21 protein-coding genes are annotated in these 24,869 nt (G+C 66.8%); 4 read left to right on the top strand and 17 right to left on the bottom strand.

Annotation, left to right across the window (positions count from 1 at the left end):
- Positions 1-272: 272 nt before the first annotated feature.
- From CFB45_RS18740 to CFB45_RS18710, 7 genes are all read right to left on the bottom strand, one after another.
- Complete coding sequence (locus CFB45_RS18740) at positions 273-1,463, bottom strand: HlyD family secretion protein (RefSeq protein WP_089426830.1); 1,191 nt, start codon at positions 1,461-1,463, stop codon at positions 273-275.
- Complete coding sequence (locus CFB45_RS18735) at positions 1,463-3,292, bottom strand: efflux transporter outer membrane subunit (protein ID WP_373558425.1); 1,830 nt, start codon at positions 3,290-3,292, stop codon at positions 1,463-1,465. Before CFB45_RS18735 ends, CFB45_RS18740 begins: the two co-directional genes overlap by 1 nt.
- A 62-nt stretch (positions 3,293-3,354) precedes the next feature.
- A complete protein-coding gene (locus CFB45_RS18730; RefSeq protein WP_089426828.1) occupies positions 3,355-4,293 on the bottom strand; it encodes a glycosyltransferase family 2 protein in 939 nt (312 codons plus the stop codon).
- A gap of 10 nt (positions 4,294-4,303) precedes the next feature.
- Positions 4,304-5,899, bottom strand: coding sequence for a DHA2 family efflux MFS transporter permease subunit (locus CFB45_RS18725; RefSeq protein ID WP_089426827.1), 1,596 nt, complete (start codon positions 5,897-5,899; stop codon positions 4,304-4,306).
- Positions 5,896-7,179, bottom strand: coding sequence for a glycosyltransferase (locus CFB45_RS18720; protein WP_089426826.1), 1,284 nt, complete (start codon positions 7,177-7,179; stop codon positions 5,896-5,898). Before CFB45_RS18720 ends, CFB45_RS18725 begins: the two co-directional genes overlap by 4 nt.
- A 17-nt stretch (positions 7,180-7,196) precedes the next feature.
- On the bottom strand, positions 7,197-7,766 hold the full coding sequence (locus tag CFB45_RS18715; RefSeq protein WP_046549619.1) for a methyltransferase family protein: 570 nt from the start codon (positions 7,764-7,766) through the stop codon (positions 7,197-7,199).
- Between the two features lie 67 nt (positions 7,767-7,833).
- On the bottom strand, positions 7,834-8,736 hold the full coding sequence (locus tag CFB45_RS18710; RefSeq protein ID WP_089429040.1) for an alpha/beta fold hydrolase: 903 nt from the start codon (positions 8,734-8,736) through the stop codon (positions 7,834-7,836).
- A gap of 721 nt (positions 8,737-9,457) precedes the next feature.
- Between CFB45_RS18710 and betI the strand changes: the two genes are divergently transcribed.
- Genes betI through betA form a run of 3 tightly spaced genes read left to right on the top strand, consistent with a single transcriptional unit; the run spans position 9,458 to position 13,270 of the window.
- Complete coding sequence (gene betI / locus CFB45_RS18705) at positions 9,458-10,042, top strand: transcriptional regulator BetI (RefSeq protein ID WP_089426825.1); 585 nt, start codon at positions 9,458-9,460, stop codon at positions 10,040-10,042.
- A gap of 32 nt (positions 10,043-10,074) precedes the next feature.
- Positions 10,075-11,544 (top strand): betaine-aldehyde dehydrogenase, encoded by a 1,470-nt coding sequence (gene betB, locus CFB45_RS18700; protein ID WP_011354163.1) that lies wholly within the window; start codon positions 10,075-10,077, stop codon positions 11,542-11,544.
- Between the two features lie 25 nt (positions 11,545-11,569).
- Positions 11,570-13,270, top strand: a complete 1,701-nt coding sequence (betA, locus tag CFB45_RS18695; protein ID WP_089426824.1) for a choline dehydrogenase — start codon at positions 11,570-11,572, stop codon at positions 13,268-13,270.
- Positions 13,271-13,354: 84 nt separating this feature from the next.
- On the opposite strand, the gene CFB45_RS18690 is transcribed toward betA, so the two are convergent.
- The 10 genes from CFB45_RS18690 to CFB45_RS18645 all read right to left on the bottom strand — a co-directional run bounded on the left by CFB45_RS18690 (position 13,355) and on the right by CFB45_RS18645 (position 23,489).
- Entirely contained in the window at positions 13,355-13,939 is a 585-nt protein-coding gene (locus CFB45_RS18690; RefSeq protein WP_089426823.1) for a dual specificity protein phosphatase family protein, read from the bottom strand.
- A 13-nt stretch (positions 13,940-13,952) separates the two neighbouring features.
- Positions 13,953-14,447, bottom strand: coding sequence for a hypothetical protein (locus tag CFB45_RS18685; protein WP_089426822.1), 495 nt, complete (start codon positions 14,445-14,447; stop codon positions 13,953-13,955).
- Positions 14,444-15,586, bottom strand: a complete 1,143-nt coding sequence (locus tag CFB45_RS18680) for an MGDG synthase family glycosyltransferase (RefSeq protein ID WP_089426821.1) — start codon at positions 15,584-15,586, stop codon at positions 14,444-14,446. Before CFB45_RS18680 ends, CFB45_RS18685 begins: the two co-directional genes overlap by 4 nt.
- 512 nt (positions 15,587-16,098) lie before the next feature.
- Positions 16,099-17,190, bottom strand: coding sequence for a hypothetical protein (locus tag CFB45_RS18675; protein WP_089426820.1), 1,092 nt, complete (start codon positions 17,188-17,190; stop codon positions 16,099-16,101).
- Between the two features lie 235 nt (positions 17,191-17,425).
- Positions 17,426-17,932 (bottom strand): activator protein, encoded by a 507-nt coding sequence (locus CFB45_RS18670; RefSeq protein ID WP_089426819.1) that lies wholly within the window; start codon positions 17,930-17,932, stop codon positions 17,426-17,428.
- 181 nt (positions 17,933-18,113) lie between these two features.
- Positions 18,114-18,617 (bottom strand): activator protein, encoded by a 504-nt coding sequence (locus tag CFB45_RS18665; protein WP_089426818.1) that lies wholly within the window; start codon positions 18,615-18,617, stop codon positions 18,114-18,116.
- Positions 18,618-18,738: 121 nt separating this feature from the next.
- A complete protein-coding gene (locus tag CFB45_RS18660; protein ID WP_089426817.1) occupies positions 18,739-19,563 on the bottom strand; it encodes an OmpW/AlkL family protein in 825 nt (274 codons plus the stop codon).
- A 73-nt stretch (positions 19,564-19,636) separates the two neighbouring features.
- A complete protein-coding gene (locus CFB45_RS18655) occupies positions 19,637-20,890 on the bottom strand; it encodes a DUF2957 domain-containing protein (protein ID WP_089426816.1) in 1,254 nt (417 codons plus the stop codon).
- A 71-nt stretch (positions 20,891-20,961) separates the two neighbouring features.
- Positions 20,962-22,575, bottom strand: coding sequence for a DUF2957 domain-containing protein (locus CFB45_RS18650; protein WP_089426815.1), 1,614 nt, complete (start codon positions 22,573-22,575; stop codon positions 20,962-20,964).
- 617 nt (positions 22,576-23,192) lie between these two features.
- Positions 23,193-23,489, bottom strand: coding sequence for a cupin domain-containing protein (locus tag CFB45_RS18645; RefSeq protein WP_089426814.1), 297 nt, complete (start codon positions 23,487-23,489; stop codon positions 23,193-23,195).
- Between the two features lie 434 nt (positions 23,490-23,923).
- Here CFB45_RS18645 and CFB45_RS18635 point away from each other — a divergent pair, with 434 nt between their 5' ends.
- Complete coding sequence (locus CFB45_RS18635; protein ID WP_089426813.1) at positions 23,924-24,868, top strand: ABC transporter ATP-binding protein; 945 nt, start codon at positions 23,924-23,926, stop codon at positions 24,866-24,868.
- Position 24,869 lies beyond the last annotated feature (1 nt).

Below are 24,869 nucleotides of genomic sequence, written 5' to 3'. Positions count from 1 at the left end.
CCGGCGCCATGCGGCGCACGCGCAACGTGCTGTTCGAGAGTAGTCCCGGAGGCAGGGGCGCCGATGTCTCAAACGCGACACGCGTTTGAACGGCGCCGACATCGATGGCGGAAATGCGAAAGTCGGGTGGGAAACGACGGGAGGGTTTGACGCGCGGGGGGACGCGCTGGATAGTGATGGAGCTGGAGGCGCTGGAGGCGCTGGCGAGCGCCGCAACGCGCCGGGCGGCGGGCCGGTCGTGACAACCAGCCGCCCCCACTCGCGGGCCGGCGTTACCCGCCCTGATTGTCGCGGATGATCGCGGCCGCGGCGCTTTCCGCGTCGCTCGCGACGCCGTCGTGCACGCGCGTGCTGACGGCCGGCGTCGGCGGCTCGCTGTCGAGCGCGTGGCCGTTGCGATCGTGCGTGTCGACCGTCGCGCGCATCGACAGCCCGACGCGCAGCGGATGCGCGGCGAGATCGCGCGCATCGAGCGCGATCACGACCGGCACGCGCTGCACGACCTTGATCCAGTTTCCGGCCGCGTTCTGCGACGGCAGCATCGAGAACGCGCTGCCGGTGCCCGCCGAGAAGCCCTGCACGCGGCCGCGATAGGTCACGCGCGAGCCGTACAGATCCGACACGACCTCGACCGGCTGCCCGATGCGCATGTGGCGAATCTGCCCTTCCTTGAAATTCGCCTCGATCCACAGCTGGTTGAGCTGCACGATCGACATCAGCGGCACGCCGGGCCCGACCTGCTGGCCGACCTGCACCGAACGCTGCCCGATCGTGCCGTCGACCGGCGCGACGATCGTCGTGCGCTTCAGGTTCCGGTACGCGAGCTTGAACTGCGCGGCCGCCTGCACGACCGCCGGGCTCTCGTCGACGGGCAACCGGGTGCCGAGCGCGCGTGCCGCATCGAGCTGCGCCTGCGCGGCCGCGAGATTCGCCTGCGCACCGGCGACCGCCGCGCGCGCACGCGCGAGTTCCTCGGGCGCGACGATCTCGACCGATGCGCCCGAGCGTGCGGCGAACGCGCGCTGCGCGAGCGCCAGGTCGGCGCGCCGCGCATTCACGGCCTCGACGTACATCGTGTTCGAGATCTTCGCGTTCGCGACCTGCCGCACCGCCTGCGCGAGTTGCGCCTTCGCCTGCGCGAACGCGACGGACGCCTCGGTGTCGTCGAGCTTCACGAGGGTCTGGCCGGCGCGCACGGCCTGCGTATCGGCCACCACGACGTCGGTCACCGATCCGGGGATCTGCGCGGCGACCTGGACGATGCTGCCGGCGACGTACGCGTCGTCGGTGTCTTCGTAATAGCGATCGCTCAGCAGCCAGTACGCGATCCATGCGAGCGCGGCCACCAGCACGACCGCGAAGAACGCGATGAAGCGCTTGCGGCGCGTCGCGCGGCGCGCGTCGAGTGCCGGGTCGTTCAGTGCGGCCGGCGGCGCGGCGGAATGGAGGTTGTCGTGGTGCATCAGTCGCTTTGCGTAACGATCAGACGATCGTGCTGGAACAAGGGAATCGATGGTGTGACCGACGGGCTCGGCGCCGGATTCGCCGCGGCCGTGCGCGCGAGAACGGCGGTACTGCGCGGTGTCGCGGCGACGGCCGGCGTGCGTGCCGCGTCGTCGCGTCGTGCGGAACCCGCATTCGATGCAGCGACGATCGGCGGCACGGCCACGCTCGCCGCACGCACATCGGCCGACGGCGTCGCCACCGGTCGGCTCGCGGTCGACGCGTTCGATACGGTCGACGCGGTCGGTGCGGTCGCAGCGACCACCGCGGGCGCCGCGGGCGCGGTAGTCGAAGCGCCACGCTTGGCCGCCCCGCTACGCGCCCGATGCACGACCGGCGCCTGCGCAACCGTCGCGCCCGCATCGAACCCGCCGCCCAGCGCGCCGATCAGCCCGATGCGCAGCGACCGCTGCCGGCCGAGCAACGCGATCATCTGCGCGCGCTCGTCGATCAGCGTGAGATCGGCGACGTCCACGTCCTTCTGCATCAGCACGCCGCGCCGGTGCCGGTCGGTTGCGATCTCAACGATCTTCTGCGCGGCCGCGACCGCGTCCTGCTGCTGCGCGACGAGCGTCTGCGACGTCTGCAGCGACGTGACGAACTGCGCGACCTGCCCGAGCGCGTCGTCGACGGTCTTGTTGTACAGCCCGATCGCGACGTCGGCCTGCGCGACATCCGCACCGAGCTTCGCCTTCAGCCGGCCGCGATCGAAGATCGGCAGCGAGATCGCCGGGCCGATGGAACCGGCGAGCGCATCGCGCGAGAACAGCGACGCGGGAGTCAACGCGAACACGCCGCCGAGCGCGACGAGGTTCACGTCCGGATAGAACTGTGCGCGCGTCGAATCGGCATTCGCGAACGCGGCTTCGACACGCAAGCGCGCGGCGACGATGTCGGGCCGGCGCCCCAGGAGGTCGGCCGGCAGCCGCGCGGGCAGCGCGCCGCCCGCGAAGACACCAACGCGTGGCCGCTGCAGCGCGAGCCCGCGCTCTGGACCACGGCCGGACAGCACGCCGAGCTGCAGCTGCGCGAGCTTGATCTGCTCGTCGTTCATCGCGATCTGCGCGAGCAGCTTGCTGCGCTTGATCGATGCGTCGCTCGCGTCGTACGCGTTGTCGAGCCCGCGCGCGGTGCGCTCGCGCAACACCGTCGTCACGCGCTGGCTGACCTTCAGTTTCTGCTGCAGCAGGTCCTGCGTCGCATACGCCTGGTCGAGCTGGCAGTACACGGTGACGATCGCGATCGCCAGCGTGAGCCGCACCTGCTCGGCCTCGACCCGCGCCGCTTCGCGCAGCGACATCAGGCTCTTCGTCGCGGCGCGGTTCTTGCCCCACAGGTCGAGCTGGTAGGTCAGCCCGACGAACACCGACGACGGCGAGGTGTTCGGATCGCCGAAGATCTCCACCGGCACGCGATAGCCGCTGACCGACACGTTGGCGACGTCGTCGCCCGGCTTCGGCATCCGCGCGCGGCTGACGGTCGCGCCAGCCGTGCCCGTCAGCCCCGTCAACGAATCGAACTGCTGAAGCTGTGCCTGCGCGATCCGCAGCCGCGCCTGCGCGACCTGCAGGTCGGGGTTGTTTTGCGCAGCCTCGGCGACCAGCGCGTCGAGCTGCGGGTCCTGCAGCTGCTTCACCCAGTCGGGCGCGGGCCACGCGCCGTTCACGCCGGGGCCGGCCGTATGCGCGAGCGCATCGTCGGCCGGCGCGCGCAACGACAGCGACGGCAGGAAGCCCGACGGCACGCATCCGCCCAACGCCAGCGACGCGGCCGCGGCGACGATCATCATCGAGCCGCCCTTCACGCCACGCGCCACCTTCGCCGCTTCATTCACACGCCGCATCGCGCCCCTCATCCCTGCTGCACGCGTTGCGCACGCGCGGCCAGACGCGGCCGCGTGCGTTCGAGCGGCCCGAGCCGGCCGAACAGGCCATCCGCGACGCCGAACAGAATGCCGGCGAGCTTCGCGCGCTTGTCGCGTTCGACGAGCGCGATCTGCACGACCTGCCATATCGTCAACAGGTTCGGCACGATCGCCACCGGAAAGCGCAACCCGTACTGCATCCCGAGCTGCACCGCATTGCGCGCGCTGTAATAGCGCCGTTGCCACGAGTGATTCATCGACGTCATTTCAAAAGGGCCAAGCGCATGACGCTGCTTCGCGCCGATCCGGTGCGGCAGCACCAGCGACGGCACGACATAGAGCGGCACGTTGCGCGACAACGCGCGGAAGCTGTATTCGGTATCGACGTGATCGATGAACAGCGTCTCGTCGAAGCGGCCGAGCACGTCGAACGCGTCACGCGACACGACGCAGCCCGACGAAATCAGGAACGCGCAGCGCTGCAACGACGCGCCCGGCTCGATGCGCAGGCGGCGCAGCCCGATCCCGTTGGTCGACAGTTCGGGCAGGAAGCTGCGCGCGTTTTCGTCGAAGATGCGCGGGCCCGCCAGGAACGGGCGCCCGCCAAGCCCCGCGCAGACTTCGCGCATCGCGGGGAAATACGCGGCCGGCACCGACGAATCCTGGTCGAACAGCGCGACGGCGTCGATCCGATCGCGAAACAGCGCCGCGAGCCCCGCGTTGTACGCGCCCGCGATTCCGCCGCGATTGCCGTGATGCAGCAGCGCGATGCCCTCGCGCGCGCACAGCTCGCGGGCCCGCGCATCGGGCTGCGGCGTGTTGTCGACGACGAGCAGCGCGTCGCACGCGTGCCGCCATGCGCCGAGCGCGTCGAGCTGTGCATCGCTCGGGTGATACAGGATCACGAGTGCGCCGAGTGTCGTCATGTTCCTCTCCTCAATGCCCGAACGACGCCGCCGCGCCGCGTTTCGGCCGCGTCAGCCACATCATTGCCGCGAGGGCGAGACACGTCATGCTCGCCATCCAGAACATGTCGTTGGTCGCCATCATGTAAGCCTGCTGCATCACGACCTGGTGCAGCGTCGACAGCTCGCGCACGCCGTCCACGCCCATCGCGTTCAGCGTATGCACGAAGCGCTGCGTGTTCGCCGACGCGTGCGTGACGGATTGCGACACGACGTCGTAGTGATAGGTCGCGCGGTTGTCCCACAGCGTCACGCTCATCGCGGTGCCGAACGCGGCGGACAGCGTGCGCAGGAAGTTCGACAGGCTCGACGCGGCCGCGAGCCGGTCGTCCGGAATGCGCGACAGCGTCGCGGCGGTCAGCGGAATGAAGAAGCACGGCAGCCCGATCCCCTGGATCAGCCCCGGCGCGGCGATCTGCGCGAACGTCATCTTCAGCGTGAAATGCGCATCCCACGCGAGCACGGCCGCGAACACGAGGAAGCCGAAGGTCGCGAGCACGCGCGCGTCGAAGCGATGCGCGTGCAGCCCGACGAGGATCGAGAACACCAGTGCGAGCACGCCGAGCGACGCCGTGGCGAGCCCCGCGTGAAACGCGTTGTAGCCCATCACGGCCTGCATCCACAGTGGAAACACGACGCCGACCACCGAGAAGCTCATCATCCCGAGCGAGATGATCAGGACACAGAACGAGAACGTGCGATCGCGGAACAGGCTGAGATCGACGACGGGATGCGCTTCGCCCGCCTCCCAGATCAGCAGCGACATGATCGAGAGCGCCGCGACCACCGCGAGCGTGACGATCAGCGGCGAGCCGAACCAGCCGCGATCGTGGCCGAGATCGAGCATCGCCTGCAGCGAGCCGACGCCGATCACGAGCAGCACGATGCCCGGCACGTCGATCGGGCCGGCCGTGCCGCGTTGCGCGTCAGGGCGCAGCATCGCGGTGCAGACCGCGAACGAGAACAGCCCGATCGGCAAATTGATCAGGAAGATCCACGGCCACGAGAAGTTGTCGACGATCCAGCCGCCGACCACCGGCCCGAAGATCGGCGCGAGCAGCACCGTCATCGCCCACAGCGCGAGCGCGATCGTGCGCTTGTCCGGCGGGAACGTGCGCAGCAGGATCGTCTGCGACAGCGGCACCATCGGCCCGGAAAACAGCCCCTGCAGCGCGCGGCAGATCACCAGCACGTGCAGGTCGCGCGCGAGCCCGCACAGCAGCGACGTCAGCGTGAACAGCAGGATCGCGCCGACGAACAGCCGCAACTCGCCGACGCGGCGCGCGAGCCAGCCCGTCAGCGGCACCGCGATCGCGGCCGCGACCGAATACGAGCTGATCACCCACGTGCCCTGGCTGTTCGATACGCCGAGACTGCCGGAGATCGCCGGCACCGCGACGTTCGTCACGGTCGAATCGAGCACCTCGATGAAGGTCGCGAGCGACAGCGCGAACGTCAGCAGCGCGAGCCGGACGCCACGCACCGGCCGCGCGGCCGGCGCTGGCGCCGGCACGTCGAACGCGGACGGCGCGACCGGCCCGTCGTGAAGCGGCGACGCGGTGCTCATGCGCCGGCCACCGCGGCTTCGGGCCGCACGGCAGCCCGCCCGTGCGCCGGTGCGAACCGTTCGATGAAATCGGCGGCGGCGTCGCAGCCGTCCCGCTCGGCGGCAAGCAGCGCGCGCGTGCGCGCCGCGTGCACCGCGAACGAAGGTTCACCGAGCACGCGCGCGAGCGCCGCGCCGAGACGCGCACCGTCGACCGGGCCATCGACCCGCACGCCGCAGCCGCTCACGGCGACCCGTTGCGCGTTGTCGAACTGGTCGTGCGCGAACGGCGTGACGACCTGCGCGATTCCGGCTTCGAACGCGAGCGCTGCGGTGCCGATCCCGCCGTGATGCACGAGCGCGCGGCAGCGCGGCAGCAGCGTGCGCATCGGCACGAAGCAGCGCACGAGCAAGCGGTCACTGTCCGGCGCCGCATCGTGCGGCGTCAGCAGGATCCCGCGCGCGCCGGTCGCGCGCAGCGCGTCCGCCACCGCGCGCGCGTATGCCGCGTGATCGACGCGTGTCGAACCGGCCGTGAACACGACCGGGGGTTCACCGGCCGCGAGATACGCATCGAGTGCCACATCGTCTTCGGGGGTCGCAATATCGTTGAACAACGGGAAACCGCTTTGCAGATGATTCGACGGCCAGTCCGGCTGCGGCGGCGCGAACCAGCCGGGAAACAGGCACAGCACGCCATCGGTCGAATGCAGCCAGCGGCCCAGCACACGCCGCGCCGGCGCGAGCCCGAGCGCGCGGCGCACCGCGTTGAGCGCGGGGCCGCACGTGCGATCGAGCACCTGCCGCTCGATCAGCGTCATCAGCGCCGCCTTCACGGGCAGCGGCCAGCGCGCGGGAATCGTCAGGCGCGGGTGCGTCGGCGGCGCATGCGCGGACAGCAGCGTCGACGGCGACACCTGCACCGACACGTACGGCGTACCGTGCAGCTCCTGCATGAAGCGCGCGGAGAACGCCCACAGCGTGCCGACGAGCACCGTATCGTCGTCGGTCAGCGCGCGCAGCGCGTCGTAATGCGGGCGCAGCGTCGGCGCGATCACCTCCCACAGCGTGCGAAACGACGTGCGCGAATCCCACAGCGCGGGGTTCGCCATCGCGGCTTCGTAGTCGGTCGCGGTGCCGATCGGCACGAAGGCGAACCCGCACCGGCGCACCGCCGCCTCGAACGGCGCATGCGTGCAGAACACGACGTCGTGACCGCGCGCCGCGAGCGTGCGCGCGACGCCGAGCAGCGGATGCACGTCGCCCGCCGAGCCGATCGCGGTCACGATCATCTTCGCCATCGCGCGCCTCGCGGGGTTCAGTAGAAGCCGGGAATCAGCGCCGCGACTTCGCGACGGTACTGCGTGTACGCCGGCCCGAAATACCCGGTCAGCCAGCTCTCCTCGACGCGCACCTTGTACGCGAGCGACGCGAACACGAGCAGCACGCCGATCGCACCGCGCCATTCGCCGCCGATCAGTGCGGCGCCGACGAGCGCGATCAGGCAGCCCGTATAGATCGGGTGACGCACGAGCCCATACGGCCCCGTGCGGACGAGCTCATGGTCTTCCTTCAGCGTGACCGACACGCTCCAGTTCGTGCCGAGGTGCAGCCGCGCCCACACCGAGAACAGCAGGCCGGCCACCAGCACCGCGAGCCCGCACTGCGCCTGCAGGCCGAAGCGCTGCCAGTCCGGCACGAGCGCCTGCCACGACGGATCGGGCAGGATGATCAGCGCGCCGCCGACGATCAGCGGAATCGACTGCAACGTGCGCGAGCGCGACGCTTCCTTGCGCACGGTCGTCTTCACGCCTTGCGAAGTGGCGATCCAGTAGGCGAGCCACACGGCCCACGGAACGACGATGGCGATGGTCTGAACGATATTCACGGCGGGCCTGCCTCGTTGGGATGGGAGTTCGGGAGCGCCGCGCGTATCGGACGCACGGCGTGCGGTGTCACGACGACAGCGCGTGCATGGGTGCGGGCACGCACGACTGCGCGGCGGCGAGCGCCATGCCGGCGGCGAGCTGCGACCCGCCGCAGAAAAAGTCGAGCAACGCCGAGCGCGTGTATTCGCGCTGCGCGCGGCCTTCGATGTCGAGGAAGTGGCCGGCGTCCGGCACCGTCGCGAACCGTGCGCGCGGCACGTGCGCGCCGAGCTGGCGCACGTCGGCGGGCGTCGTGTACTCGTCGCGCTCACCGTTCAGGAACAGCAGCTCGCAGCCGATGTTCGAGAACTCGCTGAGGTAGCGCTCCGGCTGCAGCGACAGGATCTGGTCGACGTGGAACGCGACCTGGTCCTGCTCGTCGCGCGGCAGGCGCGTGAGATACCGGTAGTTGTACAGCTTCATGATGCGCGGCAGGTAGCGGCCGACGGTGTCGTTCAGCAGCTGCGCGGCCTTCAGGTTCTCGCCGGCCGCGATGTGGTCGCGGGCGCGCGTCACGTAGTCGACCATCGCGTCGTTCAGGAACGGCGAGAACGAGCAGATCGCCGCGCGCCGCACGCTCGGGCAGCCGCGTGCGAGCGCGAACAGCGACGCGACGCCGCCCCACGACACCGACACGAGGTACGCCGGCGCGAAGCGCTCGACCAGGTGCTGCAGGATCGCGGCTTCGTCGTCCTTCGTCAGGATGAAGCAGCCCGGGTTGTGCTGGCGCGACTGCCCCGCATACGGCAGGTCGAAGCAGATCGTGTTCATCCGCTCGCCGAGATACTGGACGGTCTGCCCGAACGACGCGGTCGTCGCGAGCGCGCCGTTGACGAGCATTGCCGTGTCGAACGCCGGGTCGAACACGTTCCGTTCGACGTAGACCTTCAGACCATTCGGCAACGGGACCACGTGTTTTTCGGTCAGCATCGTCGTTCTCCGGTGGATGCGGCGTCTCGACGTCGCGGCATGCTGCAGGTGCGCAATGACTGCGCCGGTTTGTCACGCGCGTCCGAATCGCGCGATTGGCCAATGCACCGCGGCAATACCGGCGGCATCGATTCATTCCTCGTAGTGCGGCGCCATACTAATACGGACAATATTACTGACTCAAGTCATTCCAACGATACCCTCTACTCTGTTAGGAAATACGGCAGATTCAAATTATTCCAGCATTTTTTATGGTAAGCGGAATCCGATCGAGGGCGGTCGCAATCGTTTGCGGAGCGGCAGCCGATCCCTATTTAATCGAAACATTTCCATTTACAATCAATACGTTAATTCGTTTCATTCGCCTATTTCAAACGGATTTTCATGAATGAATCGTGACGCTGTTTCGCGCGTCGGCTTCCACGCTTAACCAAATATCACACAGCTCATTATTCTTTCATTCCGTAATCGATTCGACACCTGCAACGATTAACCGGATTGATTGCTCGCTTCAGAAAGCGTTTTAAACAAACTTCATCTTTCTTAATCATCTTTCAATCATTTTTCCGCACCTGCACAACGCGGGATCGGAGGGCCTCGCGCACCTGCCGGGTACCCGTCTTCATCGTCAGACCCCGATTTTTTGTTGATTGAACGATCAATAAAAAACCGCTAAGCTCTCGACTTCCATGGACGGCCCGTCCGGGCGAAGGGAGTCGCGATGCCGAAAGTCGGAATGCGGGAGATTCGCCGCGCGCAGTTGATCGACGCCACGCTGCGGTCGATCGACGAAGCGGGCCTGCCCGGCACGACGCTCGCGTCGGTCGCGCAACGCGCGAACATCTCGACGGGCATCGTCAGCCACTACTTCGGCGACAAGGACGGCCTGCTCGAAGCGACGATGCGGCACGTGCTGCGCGACCTGTGGTCGGCCACCACGCGCCGCCGCGTGGCGGCACGCAAGGATCCGCGCGCCCGGCTGCGCGCGATCGTCGCCGCGAACTTCGACGTCACGCAGGTCAGCGCGCCCGTGATGAAGACCTGGCTCGCGTTCTGGTCGCAGAGCATGCACGACCCGATGCTCAAGCGCCTGCAGCACGTCAACACGCGGCGCCTCCACTCGAACCTGTGCGCCGAATTCGCGAAGGCGTTGCCGCGCACGCAAGCGCGCGAAGCCGCCAGCGGCCTCGCCGCGCTGATCGACGGCCTGTGGCTGCGCGGCGCACTCGCCGGCGGCCCCATCGACACCCGGGCTGCATTGAAGCTCGCCCACGATTACATCGACCTGCTGCTCGCGTCCGACTGACGCGCGACGCAGTCGCCCTCAAGGAGATCCTCATGTCCGTATTCGGTTTGCAGCGCCTCTACATCGGCGGCGGTTACGTCGACGCCACGAGCGGCAAGACTTTCGACACCTTCGATCCCGCCACCGGCGAACTGCTCGCGCAGGTGCAGCAGGCCAGCGCGGCCGACGTCGACCGCGCGGTGGCGTCCGCGCAGGAAGGCCAGCGTGAATGGGCCGCGATGACCGCGATGCAGCGCTCGCGCATCCTGCGCCGCGCGGTCGACCTGCTGCGCGAGCGCAACGACGAGCTCGCGGCGCTGGAAACGCGCGACACGGGCAAGCCGATCGGCGAGACGCTCGCGGTCGACATCGTCACCGGCGCGGACGTGATCGAGTATTACGCGGGCCTCGCGACCGCGATCGAAGGGCTGCAGGTGCCGCTGCGCGCCGAGTCGTTCGTCTACACGCGCCGCGAGCCGCTCGGCGTGTGCGCGGGCATCGGCGCCTGGAACTACCCGATCCAGATCGCATGCTGGAAGACGGCCCCCGCGCTCGCGGCCGGCAACGCGATGGTGTTCAAGCCGAGCGAAGTCACGCCGCTCACCGCGCTGAAGCTCGCGGAAATCTATACGGAAGCCGGCGTGCCGGCCGGCGTGTTCAACGTCGTGCAGGGTGACGGCTCGGTCGGCGCGCTGCTGACCGGCCACCCGGACATCGCGAAGGTGTCGTTCACCGGCGGCGTCGAAACCGGCAAGAAGGTGATGTCGCTGGCCGGTGCATCGTCGCTGAAGGAAGTGACGATGGAGCTCGGCGGCAAGTCGCCGCTGATCGTGTTCGACGACGCGGACCTCGACCGCGCGGCCGACATCGCGGTGACCGCCAACTTCTTCAGCTCGGGCCAGGTCTGCACGAACGGCACGCGCGTGTTCGTGCACCGCTCGATCAAGGATGCATTCACGCAGCGTGTGCTCGAGCGCGTGAAGCGCATCCGCGTCGGCAAGCCGACCGATGCCGATACCAACTTCGGCCCGCTCGTGTCGGCCGCGCAGCTCGACAAGGTGCTCGGCTTCATCGAAAGCGGCAAGGCCGAAGGCGCGAAGCTGCTTGCGGGCGGCACGCGCCTGACCGACGGCCACTTCGGCAGCGGCCAGTACGTCGCGCCGACCGTGTTCGGCGATTGCCGCGACGACATGAAGATCGTTCGCGAGGAAATCTTCGGGCCGGTGATGAGCATCCTCGATTTCGAATCGGAGGACGAAGTGATCGCCCGCGCGAACGACACGCACTACGGCCTCGCGGCCGGCGTCGTGACCGAGAACCTGTCGCGCGCGCACCGCACGATCCATCGTCTCGAAGCCGGTATCTGCTGGATCAACACGTGGGGCGAATCGCCGGCCGAGATGCCGGTTGGCGGATACAAGCAATCCGGTGTCGGACGCGAGAACGGCATCACGACGCTCGAGCACTACACTCGAATCAAGTCGGTTCAGGTCGAGCTCGGCCGCTACAACCCGGTGTTTTAAGGATCACGAAAGGAGACTGACCGTCATGACGACACGCGAATACGACTACATCATCTGCGGCGCAGGTTCCGCGGGCAACGTGCTCGCAACGCGCCTGACGGAAGATCCGGACGTGACGGTGCTGCTGCTCGAAGCAGGTGGCCCCGACTACCGCTTCGACTTCCGCACGCAGATGCCGGCCGCCCTCGCCTATCCGCTGCAGGGCCGCCGCTACAACTGGGCCTACGAAACCGACCCCGAGCCGTACATGGACAACCGCCGGATGGAATGCGGCCGCGGCAAGGGGCTCGGCGGCTCGTCGCTGATCAACGGCATGTGCTACATCCGCGGCAACGCGCTCGACTACGACAACTGGTCGACGCACAAGGGCCTCGAGAACTGGACGTATCTCGACTGCCTGCCGTACTTCAAGAAGGCCGAAACGCGCGACGTCGGCCCGAACGACTATCACGGCGGCAGCGGCCCCGTGTCGGTCACGACCAGCAAGCCGGGCGTGAACCCGCTGTTCGAGGCCATGGTCGATGCAGGTGTGCAGGCCGGCTATCCGCGCACCGACGACCTGAACGGCTATCAGCAGGAAGGCTTCGGCCCGATGGATCGCACCGTCACGCCGAAGGGCCGCCGCGCCAGCACCGCGCGCGGCTACCTCGACCAGGCGAAGGTGCGGTCGAACCTCGAGATCGTCACGCACGCGCTCGCCGATCGCATCCTGTTCGACGGCAAGCGCGCGTCGGGCGTCACGTACCTGCGCGGCAGCGAACGTGCGACCGCGCATGCGCGCCGCGAAGTGCTCGTGTGCAGCGGTGCGATCGCGTCGCCGCAACTGCTGCAGCGCTCGGGCGTCGGCCCCGGTGCGTGGTTGAAGGCACTCGACATTCCCGTCGTGCTCGACCTGCCCGGTGTCGGCCAGAACCTGCAGGATCACCTGGAGATGTACATCCAGTACGAGTGCAAGGAGCCGGTCTCGCTGTACCCGGCGCTCAAGTGGTGGAACCAGCCAAAGATCGGCCTCGAATGGATGCTGAACGGCACCGGCCTCGGCGCGAGCAACCACTTCGAGGCGGGCGGCTTCATCCGCACGCGCGACGACGATCTGTGGCCCAACATCCAGTATCACTTCCTGCCTGTTGCGATCAACTACAACGGCTCGAACGCGATCGAGATGCACGGCTTCCAGGCGCACGTCGGCTCGATGCGCTCGCCGAGCCGCGGCCGCGTGAAGCTGCGCTCGCGCGATCCGAACGACCATCCGAGCATCCTGTTCAACTACATGGCCGAAGCGCTCGACTGGCGCGAATTCCGCGATGCGATCCGTGCGACGCGCGAGATCATGCGGCAGCCGGCACTTGATCGATATCGCGGCCGCGAGCTGAATCCGGGTGCGGACTGCAAGTCCGACAAGGAGCTCGACGCGTTCGTGCGCGCCCGCGCGGAGACCGCGTTCCATCCGTCGTGCTCGTGCAAGATGGGTTACGACGACATGGCCGTGGTCGATGAAGAAGGCCGCGTGCACGGGTTGGAGGGGCTGCGCGTCGTCGATGCGTCGATCATGCCGATCATCACGACCGGCAACCTCAATGCGCCGACGATCATGATCGCCGAGAAGATCGCGGACAAGATTCGCGGGCGCAAGCCGCTTGCGCGCGTGGACGTGCCTTACTTCGTCGCGAACGGGGCAATGGCCCGCAATATCGCGAAGGCAGTGCGGCAGCCGGAGACGGTCTGACGACGGCGGGCGTGCTGCCCGCGCATCGACGTACTTTCGAAACGCCGCCGACAGCAATTGTCGGCGGCGTTTTGCATGGATTCGTCAGCCGCTGTTCACTTCTCGCTTCAAGCGCTCGACGTCGACGTGTTTCAAGTAGTTCGTAATGTTCTGCCAGATCGGATGGAACCCATAGCCGCCGTGCTGCAGTTCATCGAGCGCCTGCTCGCGCGTCCAGCCCTGGTACACCATCCGGTACAACGCCGACACGAGGCCGGTGCGATCGGCGCCGTGCTGGCAGTGGATCAGCACCGGGCCGTCCTGGTCGGCCGTGCGCAGCGCCTTCAGCGCGGTCACCATGTCCTCGTCGCGGATGTCCCACGTGTTGATCCGGATGCGCTGCATCCGGATCTGCGTGCCGGCCAGGATGGTGTCGTCCGCGTGAAACGAACGGAAGCTGATGACCTTGCGGATGCCGAGCTTCTGCAGTTCCGGCAGGTCCGAACGCGACAGCTGGGCGCTACGGTACAGCGTCGGCGTGATGCGATGCAGGTTGTTCACATGCGCATCGGTCACGCTCTGCGCCCATTTGATCGGCCGGGCGGACACCGCGGAGGCCGGGTCCGCGTGGGCCGGCTGCACGCGCCCGGCAAACGCAACGGCGATCGCGGCAATGATGGCGATTTTCATGTCGGGTCGGAGATCAGTAAAAGGCGCGCTTGCGCTCGCGGGAAAGCATGAACAGCACGATCGCAGCGGCGCTCATCGTCCAGTAGTCGGTCGGGGCCACGCCCAGCCAGTGGATATGCCACGGCACATTCGCCGGATTGAAGCGGGCCAGGCCATACGCCGGATTCAGCACGAACCACAGGAAATCCTCGGTCAGCCAGAACACCATGATGCACGCGATGATGCGGGCTTCGATGCGCCACGACCACCGTCCGTTGAACACGGCCGGCAGGTGAAAGAACAGCGCGACGAACGGGAACACCCACGCGTGGTAGCCGGTCATCGGCCGCCCACCCCAGAAGAGGTCGAGCAGCCAGTGATGCTCGATGCGCCACGTCGGCAGGTTGGCGGCCCAGCCCGCGCTGCCTTCGATCTGGATCTCGACGTTCGCGAAGAAGTACGCGAGCAGCACGACCCACGCAACGACGAACACCGTATGGCGCGTCGGCACAAAACGCGCGACGCTCATGCGGCCGGCTCCAGGCCCAGCACGCGATCGAGCACGAAGCGGCCGGCGAGCGGCCGCCCGAGCGGCGCGAGACGGCGGCGCATGTCGGCGAGACGCTCGGGCGTCTGCAGCAACGCGCGGATCCGGTAGACGAGCGCATCGTCGTCGATCGCCTTCAGCGCGACACCCTGTTCGAGCAGGAAATCCGCGTTGCGCTCTTCCTGGCCCGGAATCGGCGAGTTGACGATCATCGGTAGCTGCATCGCCAGGCATTCGGACGTCGTCAGGCCGCCCGGCTTCGTGATCACGAGATCGGCGCAGGCCATCAGGCGCTCGACCTGCTGCGTGAAGCCCTGCGGAAACAGCCGGCCCGGATGCTGCGCGGCGAGTTCCTGCAACGACGTCAGCATCGCCTTGTTCTTGCCGGCCAGCGCGATCAGCTGGAAGTCGGCCTCCATCTCGAGCAGGCGCGCGGCCAGCACGTCGAGCCCGCCGAGGCCCGCGCCGCCGGACATCATCAGGAAGGTCGGGCGCGCGGGATCGAGGCCGAATTCGGCCGCGCAGGTCGCGCGATCGAGCGGCTGGCCGAACGCCGGCATGATCGGGATGCCGCTGACGTGCACCGTGTCGGGCGCCATGCCGCGCGCGTGCATGCGCCACGCGATCTCGTCGTTGGCCGCGAAATAGCCGCGCATGTTCGGTACGACCCACATGCTGTGCAGGTCGAAATCGGTGACCTGCACCCACACCGGCGTGTCGACGCGCCCCTTGCGGATCTCGCGCGACAGCAGCTCGGCGGGCAGGAAGTGCGTGCAGATGATCGCGTCCGGGCGCTGCCGCTCGATCTCCGCGAGCAGTGCCCGGCAATTGAGCCGCTCGATCGCGCGCCGGATCTTCTGCGACGGCGCGGCGGGATCGACTTCGTCGGTCTTCTGGTACAGGTAGCCCCACAGCGCAGGCTGGCTGCTGACGAGCTTGATGTAGAGATCGGTGTACAGCTTGCGGAAGCCGGTGGACACGAAATCCATCACGTCCAGGTGGGTGGCTTCGATGCCGGCGGGATGGTGGTCGGCGAACGCGCGGATCGCTTCGGCCGCCCGGGTATGGCCGGCGCCGGCGCTGACGCTCAGGAGGAGGATCTTCTTGTTTTGCTTTGACATCTGACTGACCGTTTCGATGAAGGGGGTCCGGCGGCGGGTTCGCGGCGGCGCTCTCACGCGGCGGCTGTTTGCGTCCGGCTTACAACAAGCTTGGCAGATCTTTGGCGGTGCGGGCGGGCCGTTATAGCGGAGCGATCGCCGGCATCGACTGCGGAATCATACTGCGTTCGGTCGATGGTGCCTGGATCGGGGGTGGCGCGAGACGGTCTGACGGTCTGACGGTCTGACGGTCTGACGGTCTGGCGGTCTGGCGGTCTGGCGGTCTGGCGGTCTGGCGGTCTGGCGGTCTGGCGGTCTGGAAGGATAGATGGCGTGGACGGCGTGGCGCGCGGCCGGTGTGGACGCTGACAGCACGAAGGCTCAGCGCGCCGCCTGACGCCCGTTTGCGCGTACGAACGAGGCCCGTCATTTCGGCGCGAGCCAGGGTGCTCGTGCGCGATTCGTTTGGAATCCTTGAGTATCGATTCGGCAAAAGCGATGCATTAGCCTGCCGTGTCCCCGTGTTCCTCAAATCAGGGCGTTACAACACCCCGCTTCCGCATCCGCTTCCCGCGGACGATCGGATTCCATCGCGACGTCAGGCTCATTGCACCGCGCAGGCCTTCGAACGCGTCGTCCTCCTTCGGCCCGAATCGACTGACCGCCGGCCACGCGAGCACGTGATCGAGCCACGCCTGCCATTCATCACCATGAAAGCGGCGACCGACTTCCCGAACGGCATCCGGCGCTGCAATCACGATGCCCGCCAGCAGGTAGTACGCCCAGAAGCTGCCCGCGCCGACGAGCCGATCGAGCCGGCACACGGACAACGCCGCGAGCAGCCCGTCCACCGACGCGAGATCGGCGCGATGCGTGCGGATCGCCCGGGCAACGAGGTTGTGCTGACCGCCATACGCGGCAACAGAGGCCCCGTCGCCAGCGGCGAGTGCGGCCGAGAACGTCACGAGCGCCGCCATCTCGTCGATGCGCGATGCATCGTCGCGCGGCCCGCACACGCGCAGCACGATCGCGTCGATGACGGTGCCCGACATGACCGACGTTTCCCCACTCGCCGCCGCGACCACGGCCAGTCTTTCTCTCAGGTTCTTCGCTGGCGGCATGTCGTCCTGCGCGCCCTTTTCATGTTCAGTGCATTCGCCGTCATCGCCCCCGCCGCATTCGACACCACCGGCAATCCGATCGAGTGCGGCCCAGCCGACATCGGGGTCGTCGAACGTGCATGCATCGATCACACCGTGCGCAGTGTCGAACACGGCGCGCGAGCCGGGACAACTGCGTTCAGCGTCGGCGAGCTGCTGCATCGACGGCACATGCGAGCATGCACTGCGCGGGTCGCTCAGATCGCATGCGCAAATGCCGCCGTCCGAGGCGATCCACGGCGCGAGCCGGTGAAGCATCGCTGTCGCTTCCCGAGACAGGTTCGCGCCAGCCCGCATGCGTATCGCGTGCGACGCGATGACGGTCGTGCCGTCGACGTCACCCGCCTCCGCTGCACTCGCGACAGCGTTGAGATGTTCGATCAGATACTGCAGCCACGCGGCCGTGCGCAGCCGGTCAGGCGTCGCGCCGCGGGCATCTCCATACTTTGCTGGATCGGTAAGCATGGGTCTTCCGGGAGTGTTCTGGCCAATTGGAATCGTGTTTAATTCAGTCGGATCGGATGGCGCGGTACGCCGTGCCGCCCCTGCAACACCGTGCGCATCGGATCGCGATACGTACGGTCAGCCTGTCGTCGCGCTGATATGGACGAAGGCTCGAAAGCATCGAGGAAGCGGAAAGCCGCGTGCCTCCCGCACGCTCTTAGTGCACAGCGAGCACCCCGCTTCGATCTGCGATCGCTTACTGAACGTGGAACTTCGGCGACGTCATGACCGTGCCGTTCACGTTGCAATCGGGCGTCAGCACGGTGTTGTTGAACGCCGTCGACGAGTTCTGATCGTTCCACGCCGCCGTGACCTTGCTCGGCCCGCATGTGCCGAGCAAGGTCACATTCAACTTCACGTTGTTGATCGACACTTGCGTCGTGCTGTCCACCTGCCCCGTCCACGGCGCCGCACTGGACGCACTACCCGTGATCAACCCGCACAAGGCATCACCGGTGAATTGGGTCGACGTGATATTGATGATGCCGGTCGACGTGACGGTACCGTTGAGCGTCAACGTACAGTTGATCGGACTGACCGCACCCTTCTGGAGCGTCGAGAGCCCCGCCGCCGAAAACGGCTCGCCGTTCGGATTCATCGGCTGGCCGTCCGCGCGCGAAACGGTCACCGCAAAAGCAGGTGCAGCCGAAACCGCAGTGAACACCACTGCAGCAACAAGCGATGCAATTTGACGAATTTTCATCTGTATGGCCCTCTCTCTTGATATATGGCGGCCTTACACGAGAAACGCGACCGCTCTGCAGAATGAATCCGGCCGCCGCGCCGATACACGCGACGGCACGAACCCATCGAAACCGCGGAAGCCCGCCGCACATACCGCACGGCCCTCGCGCGCGGCGGGCACCCGCTTAGATCCGCGACGCTTACTGCACGTGGAACTTCGGCGACGTCGTGACCGTGCCGGACACCGTGCAGTTCGGCGTCAGGACGGAGTTATTGAACGTCAGCGACGAGTTCGCATCGTTCCATGCCGTTACCACCTTGCTCGGGCCGCACGCGCCGAGCAGCGTGACGTTCACGTGCACGTTGTTGATCGACAACTGCGTCGTGCTGTCGGCCTGGCCCGTCCACGGCGACGTGCTGCTCGCCGTGCCGCTGATCAAGCCGCACGTGCCGCCGCCGGAAAACTGCGTCGACGTGATGTTGACGATACCGGTCGACGTAATCGTGCCGTTGAACGTCGCGGTACAGGCTGCACTGATCGATCCCTTGCTGAGGTTGGTGAGCCCCGATACGGAGAACGGCTCGCCGTTCGGGTTCATCGGCTGGCCGTCGGCACGCGAAACGGTGACAGCGAAAGCAGGCGCGGCCGAAACCGCGGTGAAAGCCACTGCAGCAACAAGCGATACGATTTTGCGAATGCTCATTTGAACTGCCCCCTCTCTTCACAAATGGCGGCACGCCGCCAGGAACGCGACCTTCCTGCCGGAAGGGTCCGGCCAGCCGGTCGCAGGAAGCCGCCGACGCGCGTCATGCGCGCCGGACGGCTCAGAACTTGTAGGAAATCCCGACGAACGTGATCAGCGGATCGGCCTTCAGCCGCGTGCGCGTGGTGGCGAGCGTCGAGCCGTCGGCCGCCTTGATCACGAGCGACGAGTAGGTCTTCAGCGGCATGTACGTCAGCGTCGCCGTTAAGCCCCAGTGCTTGTCGATCGCATAGCTTGCGCCGACGTTGTAGACCGGCGTGAACGACGACGACGCCTTGCCCTCCACCGACGTCGGGCCCGGCTTGCCGGCGCCGGCCGCGAGCACGCTGCCGAGGTTCTCGTTGATGTCCTTCGCGAAGTTGCCGTTCAGCTCGATGTTGCTGAACCAGCTGTAGGCCACGCCGATCCCGACGAACGGGCGGAACCGCGCCGTCGGCGAATTGAAGTAGTACTGCAGAATGACCGTCGGGCTCCACTGCCGCGCGTTCTTCACCGCCGGCTGGTTCGCCGGGTTGTCCATGTTGACGCTGCCGAGCGCACCGGCCGGGCCGGGCGGCCGGATCGTGCCGTGCCCGGTCAGCGTGAACTCGGGCGGCACGCCGAGCACCGACGTCACCGCGATATGGTCGGTGAAGAAGTGCGTGAGCGTGAGGCCGACGGTATCGGCGTTGTTGACCGTCAGGCTCGTGCCCGGCGACGTGAACGACCCGGGCAGGCGCAGCGGCCCATTGATCGGCATGCCGGCAAGATTCGTCGTCAGCCCGTTGGTCGAATCCTGCGGCATGATGTGCAGCCACCCCAGCGTCGCGACGTTGTCGCCCGCCTGCTGGGCCGATGCGAGCGTCGACACGCCTGCGACGACACCCGCGACAATCAGCTTCTTCATGAAGTCTCCCCTCATTCTGTCCGGGCGCCGCGCTTCCGCGCGCGGCGCCACCGTGTCTCCATCCAGGCGTGCGTCACTGCACGAATGCGCCGACCGTGAAGTACGGGTTGCTCGTATCGTTCATGTCGAGGAACCCGAATACGCCGCCGGTGAACACGAACTTGCCGGTCGCCGGCCCCGACGCCGCATCCGCATGCACGGTCGTCACGACGCCCGGCATCTTCTGCGTGTAGTCGAGGTTCAGCGCACGCGTGAGCGCAGCCTGCGACGCATTGAACGGATCGAGCAGCGTGGCCTGCGCGCCGACGAGCGCGGTCGCGCGGTAGTTGAACGCGCTGTCGACGCCCGTGTACTCGCCGTTCTGCGAGCCTTGCGCGATCGCCGTCTGCGGGCTCAGGAACGAGATGCCCGATTCGTCGTCCGCGCTCGGCGGGCCTTGCGTGAGATCCGCGTTGGCCGCGCCGGTGCGGATGAAGATCGGCACGAGCTGGTTGCGCAGCTTGCCGACGATCAGGATCCCCTTGCCGGCCTTCGCCGGATCGACCGCCGCGAGCGTCGGCGGAATCTGCGGCAGGTAGTTGAGCGACTGGAACGCCGGCGCATCGGGCCGCAGCGTGAACGGCTGGTTCACGGTCGCGCTCGATGCAAGCGGCTGCCCGCCGTTCTTCTTGCCGAAGTTGTCGGTCTCGACGTAGCTGCCGTCCGCGTTGATCGTCACCTGCTGGTCGAGCGCCACCGGCTGGAAGCTCTGCGACGGCACCTGGTGATAGCCGAGCTGGTTGTACTTGCCTGCGATCTTCGTCAGGTCGGTTTCCAGCGACGAGAAGCTGATGAACGGGTAGTACGGGAACGTCGTCTTCGTGATCTTGCCGACGCCGATCACGCCGTCGAACTGAATCGTCGCGCCGGGAATCGCGCCGCCCAGCACGCCCTCGCCGAGGAACAGCCGCGCGGGCCGGTTCGGGTCGAGGCTCGCGTTCTGCATCCGGAACGTGCACTGGTTCAGCTTCACGGTCGGCAGCCCCGTTTCGTCCGCGAGTGTGCCGTCGACCACGTTGGCCGGCGCCGTGTCGCGCGTCGGCTGCACGGTGCCCGTGGTGGTCGGCACCGGCGATGCGAGATACGTCATCCGGTACGTCATCTTCGTCGTATCGAGCTGCACCTTCACGAGCTCGCCCGATCCCGACCCGCCGATGAACACCGTGTTGTAGTCGATCGTCTGCGGGCACAGCCGGACCGCCGGTGCGGGCGGCGGGTCGCCGTCTCCGCCGCATGCTGCCAGCACGGGCGCGAGCGAGGCCGCGGCCATCCATTGCTTCAAATTCATAGGAATCCTCTTGAAATTCGATTCGCCGGCGGCGACGCATGCGCCGCCGGTGTTACATGTTCAACGCAGTGTTACTGGACGAATGCGCCGACCGTGAAGAACGGATTGACCTGGCTGTTGTTGACGACCATCGCGTAGACGTTGCCGGCCTTCACGATCCAGCCCGTATCGCCCTTCTTGAAGATCGCCACGTCGCCGCCGGCGCCCTTCGCGTTGAAGTTCTGCGTGGCCGTGACCTTGATCTTGCCGGGTGTCGCCTGCGTGTAGTCGAGCCCGAACTGCGAGGTCACCGATGACGTCTGCGGATCGATGAATGCCGCGGTAGCCCCCTGGAACAGCGTCGACGTATAGTTCGCGGCCATCGTCGACACGGCCGTGCCGTCGTTGCAACTGCCGGCCTGTGCCAGGAAGAAGGTGCCGTCGAAGGTGCCCGGCAGATCCGGATGCGGGATGTTGTTGTTGAAGCTCGGTCCGGACGTCGCGATCGCAAACGTGGCAGTGCTGGGCGCCACGATACCGCACGCTGAAGCGCTCGTTGCGCCTATGAAGCCACCCTTCAGCGAATTGGCCGCGACGGCGGCGGTCCGCGACAGCATCGAGATTCCCACCTCGGCGTCAGCGACCGATGCCAGGAGGTTGCTCGCGTCGATATGCGTGTAACCCACGCGAATCACGATCGGCACCAGTACGCCGTTCAACTTGCCGACGATCATGATGCCCTTCGCCTGACTAGGTGCGGCAATCACGATCGCGGACCCCTGCCCCGCGAGCGGATACATGGGCACGCCGCCCGCGGTCGCCACGGGATTGCTCACGAACACGTTGTCGGACGAGCCGTCCGCGTTCTTGCGCAACGCCCACGGCGTTCCTGTGGTCTGGCACGAGTAGTCGCTGCCTGCCGTGATGGTGCACGAGCCGTCGGCATTGAACGTCTGGTTCCAGTTGACGACATCGGGTTGCCAGCCGACGGCCCCCGCGCTGCTCTGCGCGTTTCCGCCGACCGGCGACAGGTGGATCCCGAGTTCGTTGTAGTTACCCGCCACTTTCGTAAAGTCCGTTTCGGTGTTGGTGAAGCCGATGAACGGATAGAAATCGAAAGTGCGCGACGGCACGACGCCAAGCACGACGCCCGGGAACGGCTCAAGACCGGCGAACGCAATCGTCGCCCCCGGAATCCCCCCGCCCACCACGCCATTGCCGACGAACAGCATCGGCGGATCGGCACGGTTGATCGTCACCGAATACGCACCGTCGCTCGTCGCGCCGCTGTCGAGCACGAATGCGCAGCGGTTCTGCTCGGCCGTCGGGAGCGTGGTCGGATGATGGAATGCGCCGCTGATCGTCAAGCCCGCGCGGGTATTGTTGACTTGCCCTGCCGACGTCGGCACCGACGATTCCAGGAACTGCATCTGATAGGTGAGCTTCGTGGTGTCGAACTTCACCTTCACGTACTCGCCGCTACCTGCGCCGCCCGTATAGGTCGTCGTGTAATCGAGCGCGTCCGGACACAGCTTCGTCACGACCGGCGGCGTCGTTTCGGCCCCGCTCGGCCCGCATGCGCTGCCCGAGCACTGCGGCACGTCGATCGGCCCCGGATCGTCGCCGCCGCCGCAACCGGCAACGAACGGTAGCGCCAGCACCGCGCACGACAGGATCGCTTTCCGCCATTCAGGAATGCAAATCATCAACCCCTCCTTTTCAGGTACGACAAGTCTCGTCCGGACAGGCTGCATGGCCCGCCGGTTGGTATCGCGCCGCGGCACGAACGCGCGGCGCATGACGGTGCGCGCAAGACAGCCGCGATGCCGGTCAGGCACATGCGGCACACGCCGCGGCGGCAGGCAAGCGCTCTCCCGCGGCGCCGTCATGCGGCACGGCGCCGTGCGAACAATCGAAACGGGAAATGGTTCGCCGCTACACGGCGACAGGACAACGCAGGTACGCGATCGGCATCGCGCCTGCATTCAGCGAAAAAACGGGAAACGGCAGTCCGACTGGCCCCGCGGATAGGCGTCTCATGTATGGGTCTCCATCCGTACGCTTGATTCGTTATCGTGATGCGTCGTTGGTGGAGACTATGATCGGACGATACCCACAAGTAAATGGATGCAGAGTTCCAAACGACCGAAACCACGCCATCCTAGCGTTTACACGGTATTTGACAGATTTTCAAACAGCCTTCAATTTATTTGCTCAGACAAATACCCGGGCGGTATAACACGCGTTTGAATGGCGGCCGCCAATCCGCGCCTGGCCAAGCCAGCCGGGCCTCAGCCGCCCGCCTGCATGTTGCGGCGCAACCTTACACGTCGATGATCGCGAGCGTGCCGTGGCTGCCCGGCAGCACCGCATGAGACACACCGGCGCGCGCGAGGTACATCTGCCCGGCCTCCACGATGATCGTCTCGCCTGCGACCTCGAGCATCATCCGGCCGTCGAGCACCAGCAGGCCTTCGTTGTAGTCGTGCACTTCCGCTTCGTAAGCCTGCGCATCCATGCGCAGCACCTTGATCCTGGCCGGCCCGACCTCGCCGACGATCGTGGATTTCCATGCGACGGCCTGCGCCGCCGCCACGGATTTGAAATCGACCAAAGACATGCGCGCCGCTCCGTAAACGATGAAAGAAACGCATTATCGCGAGCGCCGCGCACGCCGTCCCGGTACGGCGCGACGGCCTTCGGGCGGCACAGTCGGCCGGCCGGCCGCGCCGCCACCGAGCGGAAACACGATCGCAGCCCGGTTCGCCGAAAATGGCTCAAATTGTTCGCGCATCGCAAATAAATCGCCGCGTTATTCAGCGATGCGCAGTCAATTCATGCAAATCCAGCACCGGCAACCCACGCCCTTTCCACGAGAATGCATTTCCATCTACCGATTGCTAATATGGCGATCCTGCGATCCCGCACCACAACGCCGTTCGACATGACGCCCGTTCGCCATGCCGTCCCCGGTCCCGGCCGCTTCGCAGCGGCGGCGACGCCGGGCACGTGCGGCGCACGCCGTCGCGCCGGCTGGCCGCCCCATCCGTGAGCATGCAACCGATCCTTTCCGTCTCCGACCTCTCCAAGACTTACGCGTCCGGCTTCCAGGCGCTGAAGCACGTGACCCTCGACATCCGCCCCGGCGAGATCTTCGCGTTGCTCGGGCCGAACGGCGCCGGCAAGACGACGCTGATCGGCTCGATCTGCGGCATCGTCACGCCGACCGAAGGCCGCGTGACGGTCGGCGGCCACGACATCCGCGATCACTACCGCGCGGCCCGCGAAATGATCGGCCTCGTGCCGCAGGAACTGACCACCGACGCGTTCGAGACCGTCTGGGCGACCGTGTCGTTCAGCCGCGGCCTGTTCGGCAAGGCGCCCGATCCCGCGTACATCGAGAAGACGCTGAAGGCGCTGTCGCTGTGGGACAAGCGCGACAACAAGCTGATGACGCTCTCGGGCGGCATGAAGCGCCGCGTGATGATCGCGAAGGCGCTGTCGCACGAGCCGCGCATCCTGTTCCTCGACGAACCGACGGCCGGCGTCGACGTCGAGCTGCGCCGCGACATGTGGAAGCTCGTCGACTCGCTGCGCGACAACGGCGTGACGATCCTGCTGACCACGCACTACATCGAGGAAGCCGAGGAAATGGCCGACCGGATCGGCATCATCCTCGGCGGCGAGCTCGTGCTCGTCGAGGAAAAGCACGAGCTGATGCGCAAGCTCGGCAAGAAGCAGCTCACCGTGCAGCTCGAGCACCCGCTCGCGGACGTGCCGCCCGCGCTCGCGCCGTTCGGGCTCGAACGCGCGGCCGACGGCGCCGCGCTCGTCTACACGTACGACTCGCAGCGTGACGACGCGAGCATCGCGAAGCTGATCAACGCGCTCGGCTCGGCCGGCATCAGCTTCCGCGACCTGCACACGACGCAGAGCTCGCTCGAGGACATTTTCGTCAGCCTGATCGACAACCGCCGCAACGGCATGCAAGGAGCCTGAC

It is taken from the genome of Burkholderia sp. HI2500, assembly GCF_002223055.1.
Lineage (GTDB): Bacteria > Pseudomonadota > Gammaproteobacteria > Burkholderiales > Burkholderiaceae > Burkholderia.
The sequence above is the reverse complement of the archived record's forward strand: the minus strand, read 5'-3'. Positions and strand labels throughout refer to the sequence as shown.